This window comes from Paenibacillus sp. XP01, from assembly GCF_057364885.1.
The window spans coordinates 1477337-1497227 of record NZ_CP139481.1 but is presented as its reverse complement, the minus strand read 5'-3'; the positions used below and the strand labels follow the sequence as shown (position 1 = coordinate 1497227).

Genomic DNA, 19891 nt, shown 5'->3' with positions numbered 1-19891 from the left:
AAAAACTTATAATTGAACTATTATATAAATTAGTCATCCCCATTAAGGAGGCATCTTGTTTGTTTCAAGAAGAACGCCTGCAGCTCATTATCGAGCATCTTCGCAAGCATAGCCGAATTTCCGCGGACGAGATCGTAACCCTGTTCGATGTATCCCGAGATACGGCCCGCAGGGATCTGATCAAGCTTGAAGAGCAGGAGGCCATCATCCGCACGCGCGGCGGCGCAATTCTTCCCTCGCCTCCACTCGAATTCAAATCTTACAAGGAACGCCTGCTCCATGTTTCCGAGGATAAACGCGCCATCGGCAAACTCGCGGCAGCGCTTGTGCGCGAAGGCGAAATTATCATTCTGGATTCTTCAACCACGGTTCAGGCCTGTGCGGAGAATCTGAACGGCAAATCCTGCACGGTCATCACCAACTCCATGCACTCGGCCGATCTGCTCTCCAACCATGCCGCAGTGGATATCCGCCTGCTCGGCGGCAAGATCAACAAGGACCAACGCTATGTTTATGGCGCCTCCGTGATCGAAACGTTATCCCGCTATTATGTAGATAAAGCTTTCATCGGCATTGGCGGCCTTACCATGCAGGGCTTCAGCGCCTCTGAAGAAGAAGGCAAAATCAAATACCAAATGATGCAGGCAGCCAAACAGGTGATCGTGCTTGCCGATCATTCGAAATTTGACAGGCAATACGGATACCGCTTTGCCGACTGGTCCCTCGTGGACGTGCTGATCACGAATCAATGGCCTTCCGCAGACTGGCTGGCTTTCCTCGAAGAACAACAAGTCGAGATTCTCATTCCTGAACCCATCAAAGAAAAGGAGCTGTAAGTATGATCAAATTGTTTGCAACCGACCTGGACGGAACGTTATTGAACCGCAATAGCCAGGTGAGTCCCGAAAATGCGGCTGCGATTCAGCGCGCCAAGCAAGAAGGGCTTGAAGTTACGATTGCCACCGGCCGCGTCTATTCCGACGTGATCAACATTAGCCGTGATGGCGGCATCAAAACCCCTGTCATCGGATCCAACGGCGCCACCATCCATGACGAGAACGGCGAGCGCATTTTCCATCTTCCGCTGGACCGCGAAACGGCAGCATCGGTCATGAAATGGCTGGAGGAGAACGAAATTTATTACGAAGCCTCTACCCAACAGGGCATCTACGCCCCTTCCAACCACCATGCGCAAATCATGGCCGACATGGAACGCCTGCTCGACACGACTCCTGACGAAAACCTTAAACATATGATTTCCGGCATTAAAAAACACTATGCCAAAAAGGACCATTTCCGCGTCAATTCTCATCAGGACATTCCGGCTGAGGCTTTCATTTACAACATCATGGCCTTCTCGCTTGACCCGCTTCAATTGAAAAAAGGACGCGAGCACTTCGCCTCCCGATCGGACGTAGCCATGGTTGTGTCGGCCGAACACAACTTCGAAATGCAGCATCCCGACGTTTCCAAAGGAAATGCCTTGGCAAAGCTCGCCGAGCACTTCGGCGTTTCCATGAGTGACACGGCAGCCATCGGCGACAACTTCAACGATGTGTCCATGATCGAAATGGCCGGGCTTGGCATTGCCATGGGCAATGCCGTGGCCGAAGTTCAGGATCTGGCCGATGCCATAACGTTAACCAACGTGGAAAACGGCGTTGCGCATGCAATTCACTGCGTGCTTGACGGCAAAACGATTTCCCGTCCCGAAACCGTCATTTAACCTTTAACCCCGGCTATTTCAGCTCGATGGAACGCACATGCGGCACATCGGAAAGCAATGCAAGCAGCCGTTCTCCCTGATAAGGACCCGGCAGTTTAACGACAAACTCAAGCGTAGTCTCTCCAAGGAGACCTGCGCTTGTTTCTTTTTCTGCCCGGAAACCCGTCACCGCAATCCCCTCTTGCCCCAGCAGGGACAAGACGCTCTGGAGCGCAGCCCCTTCCTGATCCAAACGGATCGTCAACGTTTCCGACCTGGCGGATACGAGCCAGCGCGCTTGCCGATGGAGCAGCATTTGCGCAATGATGATGAGCAGCGTCACTCCGGCACCCGTCCAATATAATCCCGCACCCATGGCCAGACCCATGCCAGCCGTTGCCCAAATGCCTGCGGCCGTGGTGAGTCCACGCACCGTTTGGCGCTGCGTAAAAATCATGCCGGCGCCGATGAATCCGACCCCGCTTACTACCTGTGCCGCAATCCGGGAAGGATCCAGCGACAGGTTGGTCCAGCCGGATTGATCCTGGAATCCGTATTTGGATACAACCATCATCAGCGCTGCACCTACAGCAACGACAAAATGCGTGCGGATCCCCGCTTCTTTCATCCGATTTTTCCGTTCATATCCAATGAACACACCGCACAGACCGGCGAGGACCACGCGCATCAAATATTCCCATTCCATCGCCATCCATCCTTTCGTATCATCTCGAAACAACGCCAACAAGGCGGACATCCCATCTCAAGTATGTATATGCTTACATTCATTATCCTTTACTAATTACCCCATTTTCAAAATACTTAAAAGACGAGGACCTTCGTCGGCCCCCGCCCTCTCTTCTTTCTTACGTCCGATCACTTCCTCGCCCTAAAGCTCTCTCCATGCTTCTCCCCGAGTCCGTAGTAGTGCCGAAAATTATAAATAAGCGGATTCCATCTTTCCGGATCAATATGGTCATGAGCAGAGATGATCCCCGGATGGGCATGTATCATTAGCGCCTTAGCTTCAACAATCGCCATAAACGGCGTATGTTGGGGTATGCGAATATGCTGCACCGAGGCTTCGATTTGGAGCGCGCATTCGGCGATCCGATCAGGACGAACTTCTGCCGAACGCTGTGACGTAAACCCCGCAGCCTCGAACTTGTCCGAGCAGAATCGATATCCCATTTCCGCTTTTTCCTCAGGAACCGGACTTTTGCCTGTATACTTTCCCAAAAGCTCAACCTGTCTCCATAAGGTGGCATCCGGCAAATTAATAACACATTCCTTATGCCTGCTCAAGTTATCGATAGCCTGCCCTTGAACGCCTAACCCAAGCACGACGCAATCTCCCAGAGCCCATGACGACGATAACGGGGATATGTTGGTTGACCCGTCCTCATTCAGTGTGCTGAGCAGCAGCACGGGTGTGCCATAATATAAAATATTCGGGCGGATCACTTCATGAAGCTCCACCGATTTCTCATGAAAAGTCCTGGTTTCACAGCTGTTGTTATGCTCCATATGATCCTTCAGATAGCGATGTCCCATGTATCCTTCCTCCATTCCATCCTTCAAAAACAACTTCTTTCATAGCGACGACATGCATCCGACCTTCGGGGCAGATTTTTCGTGCCTGATTGCATTGTAATACGGCAATTGTTCAGTTATCATCGAAGTATGAATGCATACCCTAATATTTCAGCGATTGCATCATTAATCGCGGACCCCAGTCGTGCCGTATTTATGGAAGCCTTGCTGGACGGGAGAGCATTGCCTGCCGGCGAACTCGCTTATATGGCGGGGGTGACTCCCCAAACCGCAAGCAACCACCTGGCCAAATTGGTAGAAGGCGGATTACTCGTTGTGGAACGTCAGGGCAGGCATCGGTATTATCGCCTGGCCAGTCATGACATTGCCTTTTTGATCGAAACGATGGCAAGCATCGCCCCCCCTGTCTCCGTACGTTCCCTCAAACAATCCGATCAGCTGCAACAGCTCAGTTCCGCCCGCACCTGTTACAATCATCTGGCCGGAAAGTTGGGTATCGCCCTCTGCGACGCCTTGTTGCAGAAAGGCTATATCGTGGACGATGGCCAGAACAAGGATTATCACATTCCAACGAAAGGATATGAATGGTTTGAGTCGTTCGGAATCGACCTTTCGCATCGATCCGGAACGCGCAGAGCAATCGCACGCAAGTGCCTGGATTGGAGCGAACGCAGGTTCCATATCTCGGGCTTGCTCGGTGATCAACTGGAACGGCGACTGGCGGAGCTTGGATGGACGCGCCGCAAAACAGGCAGCCGTGCCGTCGAAGTGACGGAAGAAGGCAAACAAGGCTTGTCAAACGCGCTCGGAATCATATTTTGAATAAAAATAAGAAACTAAAAAATCCTCTTCACTGGAATCGTTAACCGATTCACGTGAAGAGGATTTGTATTTTGTATATTCAGTACGGAGAGAGAGGGATTCGAACCCTCGCACCGCTTACGCAGTCTAACCCCTTAGCAGAGGGTCCCCTTATAGCCACTTGGGTATCTCTCCAAAGAAATGGCTCCCCGAACAGGACTCGAACCTGTGACAACTCGATTAACAGTCGAGTGCTCTACCAACTGAGCTATCAGGGAATATTTTTAGTGGATAAAAATAATTTAACATGATTGGCTTGCCAAGTCAATAACGTTGACACTGTTTTAAACATTTTTTTGCAGCATTTTTCTCTTATGAGACAACTCCCGCTTCTTCTTGTGTCCGTATCCGCGCTCTGCAATCATGACGGCATGTCGCGCAGCTCCAACTTTCCCGTGCAGCGTCCGCAGCGATAACGCTTCGGGTCCATTTTGCGTTTACGCAAGTATTCGGTGCCACAGCTTTTGCAAACCAGTTTATAGCGATAAGGCAGCGTCTTTCTCCCCATCCCGTCCGGCAGGGACTGGCAGAACCGGGAACCTCCCACTTTTTGCAGCAATGCCTTGAACTCCGGATCCCGATGACGATAACCGCGCCCCCGGATATGCAAATGGTAGTGACACAGCTCATGCTTGATAATTTTTTCGACCTCTTCCCGTCCGTGCACTTCAAGCTGACGAGGATTGATCTCGATCCGGTGGCTTTTCAGCATGTATCGTCCGCCCGTCGTCGACAAACGAGGATTGAATAGCGCCTCATGCGTAAACGGGACTCCAAAGTGCTCCAGAGACACCTGCTCGATCCATTGCTGCAATTCGTCATTCTCCACTGATTTCCTCTCCTTTGGTGCAGGCCAATCTTTTTGTTTGCAAGCATACCCTTGAATTGTAACCGTTTCGTGGGCTACACTGTCAAGTAGAATGTATGAGGGGAGCTACGACTCGTTATGCCGAAAATGCGTTACGTCATTTTGCAACAGGCAGGGCACCTGCAATTTGTGGAGATGCCGGCCGATTATGCCTATCAATTGAGTGCGCTCAATCTGCGCCTGCACAAGGAAATCGACAAACTCACGGCTGCAGATGTACCCGAACTGCCTCGGGCCGTTGCGGAATGCGACAATCTTGATTTGCTGAGCGAGCAATGGGTGATCGTTTCCGGGATGGATTACATCAACGCGCTGGAGCAGAGTTTTGCCAGTCTGAAAGAGAACCATTACCCGTTGATTGCGCTTCTCACCGAAATTCGTGCGCTGCAAGCTCAATTGGAGCAATGGTACGAGGAAGAAGCCGAAGCGCTCTGATCGACTCGTATACACCCATAGGCAGAATACCCAACCTGAAAGTGCATTTTCCCCAACCGGAGGATGCGCTTTTTTGCGCTGTATGGCCCAACGTCGCTCATCTTGTATGCATGAACTCCAAGAAAAGCTTTCACCTGAACCGAGCAGCTATGAGGAGCTATGCTGGCATTGAATTTTCCAACGTTCATGCCCGGGTTATTCCGCACGGGTCAGGCTATAGCCACATATGCTAACGTACAGATGAAAACGCAAGAGGAGGAGATACCCTTGCCCCAATGGCTTTGCAATCAACTGATGCGGGCATTCCACAAAAAGGATAGCCGCCAGATCAAACTCCTGAACGAATGCTGGTTCTTTTATCGGAACAAACCGAGCAATAGCAGCGTATCTCGCAGCGCAGACAGTGAAATGTGACGAGCCCTTCACGGGCGCAGCCCGCTTTTTCGTTCGGACCGGTCGCGGAACACAACGAAGCCCATACATGACAAAAACAGCCTCCCCGGAAAGGGAAGGCTGTTCTCTGTGCGTGGTGTGCCGATCATGAGGACTGCTGAGCCGAAGCCGGCTTTTTCATGGTCAGTCCAACGCGGCCTTTTTTGACATCCACGTGAAGTACCCACACCGTCACATTATCGCCTACGGATACGACATCCATCGGATGTTTGACATACCCGTTGCTAAGCTGCGAAATGTGGACAAGCCCATCGCTCTTAATGCCGATGTCTACGAAAGCGCCAAAATCGATCACGTTGCGCACCGTACCTTGCAGCTCCATGCCTGGCACCAGATCTTCGATTTTCAGGACGTCCGTGCGGAAAATCGGCAGCGGCATCTCTTCGCGCGGATCGCGGCCCGGACGCTGCAGGCTGTCCAAAATGTCGCGCAGCGTAGGCACGCCAACGCCCAGCTTGGCAGCCAATTGCTCCGGATTTTGCCGGGAGAGCAATTCCGACAATTCTTTGCTGCCCAGCTTGTCCAGACCGATGTTCAGCTCGGCGAACAGCTGGTCGACCACCTTGTAGGACTCAGGATGAATCGGGGTGCGGTCCAGCGGATTGTCTCCTTCGCCGATGCGCATGAAGCCGACGCACTGCTCATACGTTTTCGCGCCCAGACGCGGCACTTTCTGTAGCTGGCGGCGATTCGAGAAGCGTCCGTTCTCTTCACGGAACTTGACGATGTTTTTCGCGATAGTCGCATTCACGCCAGCCACGTAGGACAACAGCGAAGGCGAAGCCGTATTGACGTCGACCCCGACATGGTTGACCGCCGATTCGACGACAGCTTTCAAGCTCTCCTCCAGTACTTTCTGGGAAACATCATGCTGATACTGTCCGACGCCGATCGCTTTGGGATCGATTTTGACCAGTTCAGCCAGCGGATCCTGTACCCGGCGAGCGATGGAGGCAGCGCTCCGTTCGGCCACGTCCAGATCCGGGAACTCCTCCTGGGCGAGTTTGGAAGCGGAGTATACGCTCGCTCCAGCCTCGTTGACGATCAGGTATACCAGGTTGTCGTCCCCGTTCTCTTGAATGATCTCGGCAACGAACTGTTCCGTTTCGCGCGATGCCGTACCATTGCCGATGACGATCAGACCGATGTCATACTGTTTAATGATGCGATGGAAGACTTCCGCAGCTTCGCGTTTTTTGTTGTTCGGCGGCGTCGGGTACGTGACGGCAACCTCAAGCAGTTTGCCCGTATCGTCCACAACGGCCAGCTTGCAGCCGGTCCGGTATGCCGGGTCCACGCCCAGCACGCTTTTGCCGTGGATCGGCGGTTGCAGCAGCAGGTTGCGCAGGTTGGCCGAGAAGACGGAAATCGCCTGGGCCTCGCCCTTCTCCGTCAGCTCTGCCCGGACCTCGCGTTCGATTGAAGGAGCAATCAGCCGTTTGTAGGCATCTTCGATGACGGCGCGCAAAATATCCTGCACGGCGGAAGCGCCTTTAATGATTTGGCCTTCCATGTGCCGATGGGCCGACTCCGGCTGGACTTCCAGCCCGACCTTGAGAATGCCTTCGCGCTCTCCGCGATTAATGGCCAGAATCCGGTGCGGCGGCATTTTTTTGGCCAGCTCGCGATAGCTATAGTAGTTCTCGTACACGGATTCCTGTTCCGCATCTTTCGCTTCGGAAGTCAACATGCCATGATCAAGCGTATATCTGCGAATCCAGGCGCGAATTGCTGCATCGTCGGCCACGTTCTCGGCAAGGATATCCTTGGCTCCCTGGAGTGCGGCATCCGCGTCGTCCACCCCAAGCTCGGCATTCACGTAACGTGCGGCTTCCTCCGCCACGTTCCCTTGTTTCGGTTGAGCCCAGATCCAGGCCGCGAGCGGCTCCAAACCTTTCTCCTTCGCCACGCTGGCACGTGTCTTGCGTTTCTGGCGATAAGGTCGATACAGGTCTTCCACTTCCTGCAACTTGACCGCCTTCGTGATGGACGTTTTCAAATCCTCGGTCAGTTTGCCCTGTTCTTCGATGATGCGGATGACTTCGACTTTTCGGTCTTCGAGGTTGCGCAGGTATACGATGCGTTCTTCAATCTGCCGCAGCTGGTTTTCGTCGAGCTCGCCCGTCATTTCTTTGCGGTAACGGGCAATAAACGGAATCGTATTCCCCTCATCCAGCAGCTCCGTGGTTGTACGGATCTGTTTGAGCGATAACGACAGTTCCTTCGCAACTTGTTTTACAATACGTTCATGGCGTTCAGCCTTTATTTTCTCTTCATTCATTTCCATAACCGTTTCCTGTTCAGACAAATCCAATCCCTCTTTCCTTCCTGAATCGTACAGATCAGGCTATGTTCGGGGCAGCCGCGCTGCTGTAATCCCATATGTAACCTGCCACTTGAACAGGTTTCCCTTTTTTATATTATCACAAAATTCCGTGCAGATTTCCAGCAATCGTGCGCATAGCAAGTTCTTACAGCTCAGAACCAACCCCAATCCCTTTCCCGGCGACCGCAAAGAAGGGCCGAAACACATCTTCCAATGCATTTCGGCCCTGTTAGGATCGGATGGTTTAATTTAAGCCTCAAACACGTTCGAAGCGGAACATTTCACTCAGGTAATCTCCTTTGGCTGCACCAACCGCAATGCCGCCATACATCAGCGCATCTCCGGTGAACGTTTCGGACCGGCCTTTCAAGCGATAATCCGCTTCCGGATCAAGCCCTTTCAGCTTCAGGCGCTGCAGCGGCGCATTCGGCTCGGACAGCACGCGGAAGTAAAAGACGACAACCTCGCTTCCGTCCGGCGACGTGAACATCCATGCCGTTTCGTTGCCTTCGAACGGGCTGAGGAGACGACGGAACGTACCGAACTGGATCGTTCCGCGAATTTCCTTGTACAACTCGACCTGTGCCTTCACGATTTCATTCTCTTCTTCGGTGAAGCGAGTCAGGTCGAGTTCGTATCCGAAGTTGCCGGACATGGCTACATGCCCGCGGATTTCCAGGGAAGTGATCCGGTTCACCTGGTGATTCGGAACAGCAGAAATATGGGATCCCATCGAGCTTACCGGATATACGAGGCTCGTTCCGTACTGGATGCGCAAACGCGAGATGGCATCCGTGTTGTCGCTGGTCCATGTTTGCGGCATGTAATACAACATGCCCGGATCGAAACGGCCGCCGCCGCCCGAACAGCTTTCGAACAAAATGTGCGGGAACGAAGACGTGACGCGTTCCATAACGTCGTACAATCCAAGCATGTAGCGGTGAGCCGTCTCGCGCTGGCGATCCGCTGGCAGCAATGCGGAACCCACTTCGGTCATGTTGCGGTTCATATCCCATTTCACGTAGGAAATCGGGGCAGAGCCCAGAACGTCGCTGAGCATGCGAACAATTTCGTCACGCACGTCCTGGCGGGAGAAATCCAGCACGAGCTGCTGTCGGCCTTCGGTGCGGCGACGGTCAGGAACATGCAGGCACCAATCCGGATGCGCCTTATACAGCTCACTGTCCGGCGATACCATTTCCGGTTCGAACCAGAGCCCGAACTGCATGTCCAATCCGGTTACCCGGTTGGCCAGATCCTCCAGGCCGGCGGGCAGCTTGCTTTTATCGACGAACCAGTCACCCAGCGAGGAATTGTCGCTGTCGCGATGGCCGAACCAACCGTCATCCAAGACGAACAACTCAATGCCGAGCTTCTTGCCCGCTTGGGCGATCTGCTCAATCTTGTCCGCATTGAAAGCGAAATAAGTCGCTTCCCAGTTGTTGACGAGCACCGGGCGCTCCGCATTGCGGAACCGGCCGCGCGCCAGTCGTTCGCGATAAAGCTCATGAAAGGACTGAGACATGCCGTCCAAACCGGTATCCGAATATACCATAACTGTTTCCGGCGTCTGGAACGCTTCCCCGGAGTCCAGCTTCCAGCTGAAATCGAACGGGTTGATGCCCATGGACAGGCGGGTGGTTTTGAACTGATCCACTTCAGCCTGCGCCGTGAAGCTTCCGCTGTAGACAAGGCTGAAGCCGTACACCTCGCCATGATCCTCGTCGGTGCCCGGCGTCAGCAGCGCCAAGAACGGGTTCTGCTGATGGCCGCTCGCACCGCGGCGGCTCTCCACGCCTTGCATGCCGGAAGCCAGCGCTCTGCGCACCACGTCGCGCTCGCGCGTCCACGCACCGGATAGGTGAAGCAGTTCGTATCGGTCATGCGGAAAGTCAACGGACATGCTGAGCGCGCGCACGAGGTTTACCGCGGTAGCGCTGTCATTAATGACCCGCATGGAACGCGTAATTGCGTTGAACTTGTCGAATGCCGTGTAAGAAAGCTCGATGCGCACGCCTGCCACGCGATCTTCCAACTCGATCACAAGCGTATCGGCTTCATCGGCCGATTCCACGTAAGTCGCTGGCAAGCCTTCCAGCACGGGTTTGCCTTGCTCCAATCGATGACCGACATAAGTAAACTCGGTAATCATCGATCCGTTGGCCAGCTGCAGCTGCACGGACGGGTGGCGGAAATCGCTCGTTCCATATACCGGCAGTTCCTGCGCCAATGTATCGAATGAAATGGTGCGATCTTCCGGCACGGGGTTAGGGCTGAACGATGCCCGTTCCGTGCGAACGTGAAGCCAGCCCAGATCGGTGTCTCGCAATTTTTTGCCGTAATACAGATGCACTAAATGCCCCGAAGGCATGACCTGAAATACGTAGCTTGCCTTGCGGGTCTGCAGATGAAACTGAAGCTTGTCCGGATTGATCAAAATGCTCATATGCTTCCTCCACTCTGTATATCTTTCTCGTAAACGGTTTCTCCGGTACCATTATAGCGAAAACCCTTTAATTGTTCTACGCTTTCACAACGCTTGATGAAGCTGGACATGCAAAGAGCGCACAGCCCTCTCTAAGACGGCCGTACGCTCCCTTAACAAACTGCGGTTATGATAGTGTTCTTCCTGGGAACCGCATTTCAAAAATCGATCAGCCCTATGCTGATCTGCAATGCCTCATTGACCAGCTTCATGGTCTCCTCGTCAAGATGGGTAATCTTGTCGGTCAGCCTTTGCTTGTCAATGGTCCGTATTTGTTCGAGCAAAATCACCGAGTCCCGATCAAACCCATGTGCCTCCGCATCAATCTCGACGTGCGTCGGCAGCTTCGCCTTCTGAATCTGGGCGGTAATGGCCGCCACGATACAGGTTGGACTGAATCGGTTGCCGATATCGTTCTGGATCACCAGAACCGGTCTGACCCCGCCTTGCTCGGAACCAACAACGGGAGAAAGATCCGCAAAAAAAACGTCACCGCGTTTTACGATCAATGTCTACACCCCGCTAACTAAGCGGTCCAGAGTGCTGTCCGCATCTTCCTCCGCGTGAAAGGCCTCACATGCCATGGTTAGATTAATCTTCGCCATCTCCATGTACCCGCGCTGCATCGACTCGCGAATATAACGCTTTTTCCGCTCTGTCAAATACAGCTTCATGGCCTGCCTGATCAATTCGCTGCGGTTGGAATTCTCCATCGCGACGATGCCATCCACTTCCTGCAGAAGATGATCAGGCAGACTGATCATGATCCGCTTGGTGTTTTGCAAGTTGGCCACCTTTCTTCCACCCCCAAAAACCATTCGCCATTGTGTTCCAGTATTGCGTTTTTCCAGAACTTTTATACAAAGGAATATATATGCCCCCAGTATATCAAGTATGCTGTACTCCATTATAAACCGGGCAGGCATTATTCGTACAGGTCAGACATCCTTTTACAGGATTTACATCCTCGGATCGTTCCAAAGATAAGATTTCGGGACGGGATGACATTATTCCTGCCGATTCGGAAAAAACTTTGCTGGAAATATAAACCTTGCGAATGATTAGATTGTCAAAAGGGGGTTGATGCTGGCAACTTCTGTTCCACCGCGTGTATATACGCGCGGAACGCGATGCGCGAGCATGCAAATCACCTCGTAGTTGAGGGTACCGAGTTGGGAAGCGACCTCCTCTGCGGAAATGGTCTCCCCATGCTGATGGCCGATGAGAACAACCTCTTCGCCGGCTTGAATGTCTTCCGCTTCTTCCGCGAAAGCTTGCAGCGACACCATGCATTGGTCCATGCAGATCGTGCCGACAACGGGAACGCGGCGACCGCGTATAAGCACCTGCGCCTTGCCCGTCAGCATTCGGGAGAATCCGTCTGCATAACCGATCGGCAGTGTCGCTATTCGTTCATTGTCCTGCGTAACATAACGGGTTCCATAGCTGATCCCCCAATGGGACGGCAGCGTTTTGACCAGAACCGTTTTGGTTTTCAGCGTCAATACCGGCGAAAGCTTCACGGCCTGATGATTCACCTCGGCGGATGGATACAGCCCATAGAGACTGATTCCGACCCGTACCATGTCATAAGACAATCCGGGAGAATCGATCGCGGCCGCGCTATTCGCCGTATGTAAGATCGGGATGGTGCATCCCTGATTTCGCAGCGCATCCACCACGCCTTGAAACCGTCGATACTGCTCCAGGGTATACGTTTTGTCTTCTTCGTCTGCTTTGGCATAATGGGTAAACATGCCCTCCAGCTCTGCCTGCGGCAAATCGGCCACTTCCTGGACGAAAGCCACCGCTTCTTCCCCAGGCAGCAAGCCCAATCGGCCCATGCCGCTATCGATCTTGATGTGCACTTTGAGCCTGCGGTCGCTCAGGCCCGGGTCCAGACTGCGAATGGCCTCGAGCACCTCCCTGCTGAATAGGGTGATGGTCAGGTTATGCTTCCAAGCCTCCACGATGCCTTCCGGCGGAGTATATCCCAATACAAGAATCGGCAATGTAATGCCATGCTGCCTTAATTCAAGCGCTTCGTCCAGAAAAGCAACGCTCAGATAATCAGCGCCGATTCGTTCCAGTTCTCTGGCCGTCTCCACTGCACCATGGCCATAGGCATTTGCCTTGACGCATGCGAGCAGCTTCATGCCTTGCGGCAATGCCGCGCGGAAAGCTTCTACGTTGCTGCCCAGATGGTCCAAGTTAATTTCCGCTTGGGTCGGCCGATATTGTCGTTGCACGTTCTTTCACCTTCTCCAATCTTCTTAATCCGCCTCATGTCAGTTTCCATCGTAATGCCCAAGCATGTGACTGTCAAATCAACGACGGAATACGAAGGCAGCACGGCTGAAAACGGGTGGGGTTTCACAGGAAGGGCGCCTCTCGCCTGCTTGCATTTTATCCGCCCTCTCCCTTATACACATACCCGTTTCTGGCTGCTCGTAAGCGTGCCTGCTTCAATGTGGAGCGGCCCTTCCTTTTTCCAGAGCATGGTAATGATTCCCCAATTGCATTTAACCGGGATGCTGGTTTCAATACACCCATACTTTCAATTATATGCGGGTTTCGGATCGCGAGTGTGGCCTGCTGGAAAAAATAGCGCCGATTTCTGTCCTAAGCGGATGAATACCTTTTCTCCATCACGTCACACTTTCAAAAATCCGGAGGAAGTCTATATTATGAACCCAAAAAAAGCACCGGAGAACCACTCCCCGATGCTTCTTAGCATGCCTAATGACAAATCTCCTATACCCTCAGACCTATTTACCCGACTGGTCCTGCATCGACGTGGCGATCTTCACCATCTCGTGAGTAGGCAGGTCACTGCTCGTAATCCGGTATTCAATGCCGTCATTCATCCATGTCAGCGTCTGCAGCGCATCTCCGCTTAACATGCCGACGGTGAATCCGAGATCAATAAGCGTCGATGGCGCGAGCGATACGGCCCGGTCCTGCGGTCTTGCTTCAAAAATGGTGTAATTGTACATTCCTTCGTAACGCAGCATGACCGAGTAATTTTCCGACTCATCCAAAATTTGATCGTCCTTGAACTTGACGCCTTCCGGAGCATATGTCGGCTCGATGACACCGAAGCTTCCCGCGTCTTCCGGTAAGGCAGTAGTCGTTTCTTCCGCGCCTTCATTGCCGGTAGACGGCTGCTGTTGGGCTCCCGCCTGATTTCCTTCGGAGACGCCGGTTTGACCATCCACGGACGTTCCTCCCGATTCGGATGCCGCACCTTCGCCAGGTGCCGTTTGCGGATTAGCCTGCTCGTTACCTGCGTTCTGGCCATCCTGCGTCTTACCGTTTTCCGTTTCTGTTGTGCCGCCGGTGCTGGTACCGTTCTGTCCTTTCTCTCCCGTGGCAGCCGTCATGTTGCGCTGCATGTCGAACGCGTCCTTGCCGAACTCGGCTCCGAATTTGAAACTGTCGAATTTGACGTCTACGACGACGTTCGCACTGGCATCCGATACTTCCACCTGCTGTGGCGCGTAATCGCCTTTATGGAGCCATATTTTTTGACGGACGAGCGCTGGGGTGTTGTATCTGGCCGCCACATCAAAAACATAGCTTTCTTTTTCATCGGAGAACTGACGGGTCGAATCTCCCGTAATGCTGCGAATCAACGTTTCATACAGATAGACTTGCCCCTGGTTGTCCGGCCAATTGCTCTGGAAACGGAAGCTTTTGTTCTGGCTTGGCGTCAGCACGAAGACACCTTCGTCGTTGCGGAGCACGATCTGGGTAATATCCTTTTTGGCGTTGGTGAGCGCGATGCGATAATAAGACGGTTTCTGATGCCATACCTCGACCTTGTACTGCTGCGGCGTGTCTCCGGTATGTAGCGTCATGACGCCTGATCCCTGATAACTTTTCATCTCACCCACGACTTCATTCAAATCTTTGACCACGGCTGCCGCATCCTTTTTCCCGCAAGCGGCAAGCAAGACCGAGAAAACCAATACCATGGCAAGCATCCATGATATTCGGCGCATGACATCATCCCCTTTAGCACATGTTTTCACTTCGGGATTGTGCGTTCGGCAGAACCCCTACTTGATTAGTACATGTCTATGAGGGACTTGTTCGATTTATGCGGACTGGTTTGACAAGCCTTCATCCCTTTTCGTATTGTCGGTGATCAGGCACAAATCGGTCTCGGGAAGGATGCAATTTCCAATGGGGAGAGGCATAGTGGACGTGGGGAACAAATTCATGTAAACGGAGGGATTCGAGATGTCTATCGCAACGAACTCCACATTGCTCGACGGATTGGACGAATATATCATCCAACAGCTGCAGGAATGGAAAACGGCCGGTTTGGCCATAGCCGTCATACATAACGATGAAATCATTTGGAAAAAAGGCTACGGTTACCGCGACGTAGAATCCAAAAGTGAGGTTACACCTGAAACGCTCTTCGCGATCGGTTCAAGCACCAAAGCTTTCACTGCAGCCACGGCAGCCCAGCTTGTCGATCAAGAACTGCTGAAGTGGGATACCCCCGTTAAAACGTATATGGAAGAATTCCAAATGTTTGATACCATGGCTGCGGAACGTATGACCATCCGAGATATGTTGTGCCACCGCTCCGGCCTGCCGAGACATGAAATGGCTTGGTACAATTCGGGCCGTACGAGAGAAGAACTCATCTACGCTTTGCGGTATCTGGAACCCAATGAAGATTTCAGAAACAAATGGCAGTACCAGAACCTGATCTATATGGCGGCTGGCTATCTCGTGGGACACATCAAAGAAACCGAATGGGAACAGTTCGCTCAGCAGTACCTATTGGATCCGTTAGGCATGGCGTCCAGCGTATTTTCGGTTCAGGACATGCAGCAAAAGGAAGACTACGCCTATCCGTATATAGAGAAAGACGGGAAGTTAGAGCGCATGCCGTTCCGCAACATCGACGCTATTGGCCCTGCAGGCTCCATCAACAGCAACCTGAATGACATGATCGCCTGGCTGCGATTCCAGCTGAACCAGGGACAATTCGACGGCCAGTCCTTAATTTCCAAAGAGCAATTTGCCGTCATGCACACGCCGCACATGCCATGCGACTCTCCATTCCAAGGCAGCGAAATGCCTGTATGTACCTATGGTCTCGGTTGGTTCATCGAGCCTTATCGCGGACATATGATGATTCATCACGGCGGAGCCATTGACGGCTTTGCTTCCCAAGTGGCCTTTCTGCCGGAACAAAACATCGGAATCGTTGCGCTCAGCAATACGCAAGGCAGCGTGGTGCCTTACACGGCGTCGTTCCGCGTCGTGGATTTACTGCTTCAACTGGATGTCGTGGATTGGAGCGGCAAAATGCGAAAAATCATGGGCGGCGAACCGGCCGAACAGGATACGGATGCCATCGCTCCTAGTGCCATCACTTCCACAAGAAAGGAGCCGGAACAAACCGACAAAGAGGAGACGCCAACATCGTTCACCCTTGAACGGCATGGATCTGCCTATGAAGGCGTTTATGTTAACCCCGGGTATGGCGAGCTATTCGTTCGCCGTCGGGAAGACGGACTGGAAACCTATTTTAACCAACTGGAAATGCCGATGACCTATTCCGGAAACGAAACATTTTCGGTGGAGCTTCCGTTATTGGGGTTAACGGTGACAGCGACGTTCGAAGTGAGCGAGGACGGGCATGTACAATCGGTTTCTATTCCCTTGCTGATGGAACCCGGCACGAAGCCGATTGTATTTGTCAAACAGCCTAAGCAATCCTGAACCGCGAAAAACGATGGGGCTCTGGCCGAGCCCCTTTTTGATGCCCAAAATCATCCATGTATGTACTTCCGGTTTCATATTTCAAATAAACCACAACCGAAATCACAAGCGGGGTATCCATCCAGTGATTCATTACCATAACGGGATATACGCCGGATAGCTCTCCTGCCTGCTTTCGGCATCCGGGCTGCGCTTCACCCATAATCTCCTCAGGTCCGGCATCCCGTAACCGACCACCCTGTAATCTCGCAAGGATGCATGGTGGGTGTGCTCTTCCCGGAAACTGTACATGGGCAGCAGCAGTGCCTCGCGGATCAGCATTTCTTCCAGCTCGATCCATCCTTGCATTCGCTCGTCCTCGTCCCGAATGCCGACGACCCTGCTGCATTGAAGCGCCAGTGCTGCCCGCCACGCATCGTCCATCGCAATCAGGAACAACGTGTTTCGAAACGTGTACATGGTCAGCAGGCTTAACATGACATGTTCATCAAACAACTCCCCCGTGTAGATCAGGTCATGCTCTCCGAAATCGTGGTGGTAGACCGCCTTGACCACATCACCGGGCTCGATGTTTATCTTTAGTCCGACGTGTTCGCACCGATCGGCAAACCAAGCCATGTCGATTTGCAATTTATGGCCGTCCTCCACCCAGACGCTCACCGTTTCCCCCGCATACCCGCTGTCACGCAGCAACGTTGCCGCCCTCGCCAAAGATCCATCCACACCTTCATCATCCATGGGACTCATTGCGGACTGTTCCCCCAAGCGACCGCGAAACAGGCTATAGGCAAGCCGGGTATTCTTGTCCTCCATCTCGTTATCCAACGCTTGCCGGCTTAACAAATATCTGATCGCAAGCCTGAATCTGCGGTCCTGCTGCGGCCCGGGCTTGCGCATGTTAAACGTCATAAAAACTCCGCCCTGCGCTTCATACTGCACGGCTCTCCCCTGACCATCGGGAAACATGTCCCGCTTAATGGCCGATTCTACCAACGGCTCCCCTGAAGGAAGCTGAGGAAGCTGCCATAACTCAACTCGATCAATGTAAGCACGCCCTTTGAAATACCAAGGATTCACATCTAACGCCAGCAGCTGTGGGTCGTTGCGAACCAAACGGTACGGACCGGTTCCAACCGGATTTAACGGATCGAAATCCACGTCTCTCGGCAAAATGGAGGCAGCGATGCTGCTCATCAAGTCCGGAAACATGAAATGGGGCCTGCTTAACCGGAATCGTACCGTGAGTTCGTCGTAGGCAACAATACCGGCAATATCCCCGAACAACCATCTGCACGGATTACTGCGGTCTGCCGTAATCCGCTCGAACGTATATTTTACGTCCTCCGCATCCAATGACTTGCCATGGTGAAAGCGCACGCCCTTGTGCAAATAAAAGGTCCATTCCGTCCCAGCCGCATTGCTCTCCCAGGCAATGGCCAGGCTCGGTTCGCAGCGCTCGCATTCGGCATTGTAACGTACCAGCCTGTCAAACACTTCTCCCACGATTCCGGCTTCCGCCCACATGGCCACTTGCGTTGGATCAAGCGTCACGAACGGCGTTTCTTGGGGAATGCGCAGCGTATCCATTCTGCCTTCGCTACCCACAGCAGATCGAAAGCCAAAGTGATCGCCGAGTCGCTGCAGGACATCGTTTCGAATCGCAAAAGGCAGACGCGACGCCAGCTCATAGGCTTCATCGAGCCTGTTGCCCTGCATGAGTCGATCAAACCTCTCTCCTGCGGCCGCCCGCAGAGGATAGCGGAACACAAGCTTTGATTTCTTGCCTCTCCCTCGCTCCGGGCTCCACTCGACCCATCCTTCCCGCATGAACCTGTTCATGATCAAGTTCATATTGCGCATCGTGCAGCACAAGCAATCGGCAAGCTCTCCAGTCGTACTCGCACAACTCTCCCCATCCGCTACATTCGAAAACTTCAAACGCAACCGAAGATAATGATCGATCATGTCCACTGAACGTTTCCTGCCTTTCCCCTGACTCAAATAAAATACGAAATTAAACTCGATGCTTTTACGGTTTTTCTTCAGGTTTTCATCCATTATACTCGGGAAATCAATATGACCCAAGGAAGGAACGCATACCATGAAGTACTCCGATTTGCATCGCAACATTCGAATTCGCATCATCACCGACTTTTTTACCGATCTGACGCAAAAATCCATCCTGCCGTTCATGGCCATATACCTGAGCGTTCGACTGGGAGCGAGTTGGGCCGGGCTATTGCTCACCGCCAATATTTTGCTATCCATGCTGGTGAGCCTGGGGGCTGGGTACTGGTCCGACCGGATCGGACGTAAAAAACTGATGGTTTCCGCCCAATGCATACAGGTTTTCGCCCTGTTCTGGATGGCGGCGGCCAACTCGCCTTGGCTGGACTCCGTCTGGTTGACATGCATCATGTTTACATTCAGCAGCGTAAGTTCGGGCGTTAGCATTCCCGTTGCCAATGCCATGATCGTGGATGTCAGCAGCGAACGGGAACGCCAGTATGTTTACGGCCTTCAATATTGGACCACGAACGTGGCTATCACGTTCGGCGCCTTGATGGGCGGCCTGCTGTTCGAAACCAACCGATTCCTGCTGTTCGGCCTGGTACTCGCCGAAAGCGTGGCAACGCTGGCCATTCTTGTCACCTTGATTCACGAAACGATGGAAACACACTCCCATTCCAATGTTCCCGTTTCGCGCAAACGGAGCAGCATGTTCTCCACGTATGGAGATGTGCTCCGCAATCGGCGTTTCATGACATTCTTTGCTGCAACCGTACTGGCCGTAGCCCTTGAATTTCAATTGGATAAGTATATCGCCGTGCGCCTGAAAAATGAATTCAGCGCCCAGCTGTTTCAATGGGACATCACGGGACTGCAAATGTTCAGCTTCGTTTTGGCCATCAACACCGTCCTTGTAGCGCTCATCGCCCTGCCCTTTTCCAAGTGGATACATCGCTATTCTTCCCGGTCTGTCATGACGGTTGGCATGGTGCTGTACACGTTGGGCTTCGCCTTGCTCGCCGTCAGCAACTGGGCGCTGCTTCTGATTGCGGCTGCGGTGGTATACACGATCGGTGAACTGATGTATTCGCCCGTCCAAAAAGTCCTTTTGGCCGGCATGATCCCCGATACGAACCGTGCAGCCTATATGGCCGCCGACAGCATGAGTTACAACGCTGCCGCCTTAATGGGAAGCATCGGTTTGTCCATCGGCGCGATTCTGCCCTCATACGCGATGGCTTGCTTGTATCTGCTGATGGGACTGGGAGCGCTCTGCTTATTCCGAAGTTCGCTGGATCGCCAAACGTTCACTTCAGGCAATTCAGGCAATTCATCGTCCGGAACGATGGCGTCATAAACGCAAAAAAGAATCCCGCTGTGGACGCCAGCCGCGCACTCTTGCACAACGATTGATTTTCTCCCGAGAAATTTACGTGAACCAATCCA

General features: G+C 52.9%; 17 protein-coding genes and 2 tRNA genes. 7 read left to right on the top strand and 12 right to left on the bottom strand.

All coding sequences use genetic code 11. From position 1 onward, the window contains the following. Positions 1 to 59 precede the first annotated feature (59 nt). A complete protein-coding gene (locus SNR34_RS06740; protein WP_236415128.1) occupies positions 60 to 836 on the top strand; it encodes a DeoR/GlpR family DNA-binding transcription regulator in 777 nt (258 codons plus the stop codon). A 2-nt stretch (positions 837 to 838) separates the two neighbouring features. Then, on the top strand, positions 839 to 1726 hold the full coding sequence (locus SNR34_RS06735) for a Cof-type HAD-IIB family hydrolase (protein WP_236415129.1): 888 nt from the start codon (positions 839 to 841) through the stop codon (positions 1724 to 1726). Between the two features lie 13 nt (positions 1727 to 1739). Here SNR34_RS06735 and SNR34_RS06730 read toward each other — a convergent pair whose 3' ends face one another. Further along, a complete protein-coding gene (locus SNR34_RS06730) occupies positions 1740 to 2411 on the bottom strand; it encodes an MgtC/SapB family protein (protein WP_236415130.1) in 672 nt (223 codons plus the stop codon). A 170-nt stretch (positions 2412 to 2581) separates the two neighbouring features. Next, positions 2582 to 3232, bottom strand: a complete 651-nt coding sequence (locus SNR34_RS06725; protein ID WP_486182415.1) for a flavin reductase family protein — start codon at positions 3230 to 3232, stop codon at positions 2582 to 2584. Positions 3233 to 3388: 156 nt separating this feature from the next. On the opposite strand from SNR34_RS06725, the gene SNR34_RS06720 reads away from it, so the two are divergent. Next, positions 3389 to 4081 carry an ArsR/SmtB family transcription factor gene (locus SNR34_RS06720; protein ID WP_486181478.1) on the top strand — a complete coding sequence of 231 codons (693 nt, stop codon included), beginning with the start codon at positions 3389 to 3391 and terminating at the stop codon, positions 4079 to 4081. Between the two features lie 85 nt (positions 4082 to 4166). Here SNR34_RS06720 and SNR34_RS06715 read toward each other — a convergent pair. The 3 genes from SNR34_RS06715 to SNR34_RS06705 all read right to left on the bottom strand — a co-directional run bounded on the left by SNR34_RS06715 (position 4167) and on the right by SNR34_RS06705 (position 4949). Further along, positions 4167 to 4255 (bottom strand) — tRNA-Ser (locus SNR34_RS06715). 7 nt (positions 4256 to 4262) lie between these two features. Further along, a tRNA-Asn gene (locus SNR34_RS06710) sits at positions 4263 to 4338 on the bottom strand. Positions 4339 to 4481: 143 nt separating this feature from the next. Then, complete coding sequence (locus SNR34_RS06705) at positions 4482 to 4949, bottom strand: SprT family protein (protein WP_339276648.1); 468 nt, start codon at positions 4947 to 4949, stop codon at positions 4482 to 4484. 117 nt (positions 4950 to 5066) lie between these two features. On the opposite strand from SNR34_RS06705, the gene SNR34_RS06700 reads away from it, so the two are divergent. Further along, positions 5067 to 5423, top strand: coding sequence for a hydrolase/acyltransferase (locus tag SNR34_RS06700; RefSeq protein ID WP_236415134.1), 357 nt, complete (start codon positions 5067 to 5069; stop codon positions 5421 to 5423). A 267-nt stretch (positions 5424 to 5690) separates the two neighbouring features. Beyond that, positions 5691 to 5837, top strand: a complete 147-nt coding sequence (cmpA, locus tag SNR34_RS06695; protein ID WP_236415136.1) for a cortex morphogenetic protein CmpA — start codon at positions 5691 to 5693, stop codon at positions 5835 to 5837. 124 nt (positions 5838 to 5961) lie between these two features. On the opposite strand, the gene SNR34_RS06690 is transcribed toward cmpA, so the two are convergent. From SNR34_RS06690 to SNR34_RS06665, 6 genes are all read right to left on the bottom strand, one after another. After that, complete coding sequence (locus tag SNR34_RS06690; RefSeq protein ID WP_445259743.1) at positions 5962 to 8184, bottom strand: Tex family protein; 2223 nt, start codon at positions 8182 to 8184, stop codon at positions 5962 to 5964. Between the two features lie 274 nt (positions 8185 to 8458). Continuing rightward, complete coding sequence (locus SNR34_RS06685) at positions 8459 to 10648, bottom strand: alpha-galactosidase (RefSeq protein ID WP_486181477.1); 2190 nt, start codon at positions 10646 to 10648, stop codon at positions 8459 to 8461. 197 nt (positions 10649 to 10845) lie between these two features. Next, the gene (locus SNR34_RS06680; RefSeq protein ID WP_236415139.1) at positions 10846 to 11196 is read right to left on the bottom strand and encodes a type II toxin-antitoxin system PemK/MazF family toxin; all 351 of its coding nucleotides are present in this window, start codon (positions 11194 to 11196) and stop codon (positions 10846 to 10848) included. A 3-nt stretch (positions 11197 to 11199) separates the two neighbouring features. Next, the gene (locus tag SNR34_RS06675; RefSeq protein ID WP_290371439.1) at positions 11200 to 11481 is read right to left on the bottom strand and encodes a CopG family ribbon-helix-helix protein; all 282 of its coding nucleotides are present in this window, start codon (positions 11479 to 11481) and stop codon (positions 11200 to 11202) included. 267 nt (positions 11482 to 11748) lie between these two features. Next, positions 11749 to 12936, bottom strand: a complete 1188-nt coding sequence (gene alr, locus SNR34_RS06670) for an alanine racemase (protein WP_486181476.1) — start codon at positions 12934 to 12936, stop codon at positions 11749 to 11751. Positions 12937 to 13455: 519 nt separating this feature from the next. After that, positions 13456 to 14691 carry a DUF4367 domain-containing protein gene (locus tag SNR34_RS06665; protein WP_486181475.1) on the bottom strand — a complete coding sequence of 412 codons (1236 nt, stop codon included), beginning with the start codon at positions 14689 to 14691 and terminating at the stop codon, positions 13456 to 13458. Positions 14692 to 14932: 241 nt separating this feature from the next. Here SNR34_RS06665 and SNR34_RS06660 point away from each other — a divergent pair, with 241 nt between their 5' ends. Beyond that, entirely contained in the window at positions 14933 to 16435 is a 1503-nt protein-coding gene (locus SNR34_RS06660; RefSeq protein WP_486181474.1) for a serine hydrolase, read from the top strand. Between the two features lie 132 nt (positions 16436 to 16567). Here SNR34_RS06660 and SNR34_RS06655 read toward each other — a convergent pair whose 3' ends face one another. Beyond that, positions 16568 to 18400, bottom strand: a complete 1833-nt coding sequence (locus tag SNR34_RS06655) for an ABC transporter substrate-binding protein (protein ID WP_486181473.1) — start codon at positions 18398 to 18400, stop codon at positions 16568 to 16570. A 136-nt stretch (positions 18401 to 18536) separates the two neighbouring features. On the opposite strand from SNR34_RS06655, the gene SNR34_RS06650 reads away from it, so the two are divergent. Continuing rightward, the gene (locus tag SNR34_RS06650) at positions 18537 to 19802 is read left to right on the top strand and encodes an MDR family MFS transporter (RefSeq protein ID WP_486181472.1); all 1266 of its coding nucleotides are present in this window, start codon (positions 18537 to 18539) and stop codon (positions 19800 to 19802) included. The last annotated feature ends 89 nt before the right edge of the window (positions 19803 to 19891 follow it).

Bases quoted from the DNA above. Each gene is read 5' to 3' on its own strand.
- SNR34_RS06655 (WP_486181473.1), bottom strand. From the start codon at position 18,400: ATGATCGATCATTATCTTCGGTTGCGTTTGAAGTTTTCGAATGTAGCG.
- SNR34_RS06735 (WP_236415129.1), top strand. From the start codon at position 839: ATGATCAAATTGTTTGCAACCGACCTGGACGGAACGTTATTGAACCGC.
- SNR34_RS06650 (WP_486181472.1), top strand. From the start codon at position 18,537: ATGAAGTACTCCGATTTGCATCGCAACATTCGAATTCGCATCATCACC.
- SNR34_RS06730 (WP_236415130.1), bottom strand. From the start codon at position 2,411: ATGGAATGGGAATATTTGATGCGCGTGGTCCTCGCCGGTCTGTGCGGT.
- SNR34_RS06685 (WP_486181477.1), bottom strand. From the start codon at position 10,648: ATGAGCATTTTGATCAATCCGGACAAGCTTCAGTTTCATCTGCAGACC.
- SNR34_RS06725 (WP_486182415.1), bottom strand. From the start codon at position 3,232: ATGGAGCATAACAACAGCTGTGAAACCAGGACTTTTCATGAGAAATCG.
- SNR34_RS06665 (WP_486181475.1), bottom strand. From the start codon at position 14,691: ATGCGCCGAATATCATGGATGCTTGCCATGGTATTGGTTTTCTCGGTC.
- SNR34_RS06660 (WP_486181474.1), top strand. From the start codon at position 14,933: ATGTCTATCGCAACGAACTCCACATTGCTCGACGGATTGGACGAATAT.
- SNR34_RS06700 (WP_236415134.1), top strand. From the start codon at position 5,067: ATGCCGAAAATGCGTTACGTCATTTTGCAACAGGCAGGGCACCTGCAA.
- SNR34_RS06720 (WP_486181478.1), top strand. From the start codon at position 3,389: ATGAATGCATACCCTAATATTTCAGCGATTGCATCATTAATCGCGGAC.